Origin of the sequence: Geminicoccus flavidas (assembly GCF_009806515.1) — a bacterium.
Taxonomy (GTDB): Bacteria; Pseudomonadota; Alphaproteobacteria; order Geminicoccales; family Geminicoccaceae; genus Geminicoccus; species Geminicoccus flavidus.
The window spans coordinates 1-1,559 of sequence record NZ_WUJP01000803.1 but is presented as its reverse complement, the minus strand read 5'-3'; the positions used below and the strand labels follow the sequence as shown (position 1 = coordinate 1,559).

The 1,559-nt window shown below is 69.7% G+C and carries 2 protein-coding genes; both read left to right on the top strand.

The genetic code is table 11. The annotated features are described in order from the left end of the window. Positions 1 to 790, top strand: a 790-nt coding sequence (gene rlmN / locus EQG76_RS23095) for a 23S rRNA (adenine(2503)-C(2))-methyltransferase RlmN (RefSeq protein ID WP_159716681.1), incomplete at its 5' end; no start/stop codon positions are given. 3 nt (positions 791 to 793) lie between these two features. Beyond that, positions 794 to 1,559 (top strand): S49 family peptidase (locus EQG76_RS23090; RefSeq protein ID WP_200841049.1); only part of this gene is annotated, 766 nt, incomplete at its 3' end.

Below are 1,559 nucleotides of genomic sequence, written 5' to 3'. Positions count from 1 at the left end.
CACGCTCACCTGCAAGTTCTGCCATACCGGCACCATGCCACTGGTGCGCAACCTGACGCCGGGCGAGATCTTGTCCCAGCTCCTGGTGGCGCGCGATGCGCTCGGCGAGTGGCCGAGCCCGCGCGACGACCGGCTGTTCACCAACATCGTCGTGATGGGGATGGGCGAGCCGCTGTTCAACTATGACGGCATCGCCGCAGCGATGAAGCTCGCCAGCGACGGCGACGGGATTGGCCTGTCCAAACACAAGATCACGCTCTCGACCTCGGGCGTGGTGCCGCGGATCGTGCAGTGGGGGGAGGAGCTGGGCACCGGCCTCGCCATCTCGCTCCATGCGGTGCGCGACGAGCTGCGCGACGAGCTGGTGCCGGTCAATCGCAAGTGGAAGATCGCGCAGCTCCTGGATGCCTGCCGCGCCTACCCGCACCGCAACAAGCCGATCACCTTCGAATATGTGATGCTGGCCGGGGTGAACGACAGCGACGCCGATGCGCGCGAGCTGGTGCGGCTGCTGGACGGCATCCCGGCCAAGGTCAACCTGATCCCGTTCAACGCCTGGCCGGGTGCGGTGTTCACCTGCTCGTCCAACAACCGCATCCACGCCTTCGCGCGGATCGTGGAGGAGGCCGGCTACCAGAGCCCCGTGCGGGTGCCGCGCGGCCGCGACATCCTGGCGGCCTGCGGCCAGCTCAAGACCGCGAGCGAGCGGATCCGAGCGCGGCGCGACGCGGCTGCCCCGTCTGTGTCCGCACCGGCGGCCGGGCCGGCACCCGCTGCCGCCCTGCACTGAGCCATGGACAATGGGCGCGATCGGCCCCGCCGGCGGTCGTGGCTGCGGCGGTTCCTGACGGGTTTTCTGGCGACCGTCGGTTTTCTCAGCCTGGTCCTGGTGCTGGGCATGGCGGGCGGCATCTGGTGGCTGACCCGCCAGGAAGAGCCGCTGCCCGACCAGATGTTCCTGAGCCTCGACCTGCGCCGGCCGATCCTGGAGGGTCAGCCTGACTGGATGGCCGGCTGGCTGGGCGACCAGGACGAGTACCGGCTGCTCGACCTGGTGGAGGCGCTGGATCGCGCGGCGGGGGACCCGCGGGTCAAGGCGGTCTATGCCCGGCTGGACGAGACCGCCCGGGGGTTCGCCACCACCCAGGAGCTGCGTGGTGCGATCCTCAAGCTGCGCGCCGCCGGCAAGCGCACCGTTGCCTATGCCGACAGTTTCGGCGAACTGAGCCCTGGCAACGAGGGCTATTATCTCGCCAGTGCGTTCGATCAGATCGTCCTGCAGCCGGTGGGCTCGCTGGGCCTGGCCGGCCTGTCCATGCAGGAGCCGTTCGCCCAGGGCCTGCTCGAGAAGCTGGGCATCCGCTTCGAGGTCACCCGGCGCAGCGAGTACAAGACCGCGTTTGACTTCGCCGCTGCGGCCGAGCCGTCGCTCGAGCACCGGGAGATGAGCCAGGCCCTGCTGGAATCGCTCGACCGGCAGTTCCGCACCGGCATCGAATCCGGGCGGCCGCCGCTGGCCGGGCGGATCGGCCAGCTGATCGACGCCGGCCCCTATACCG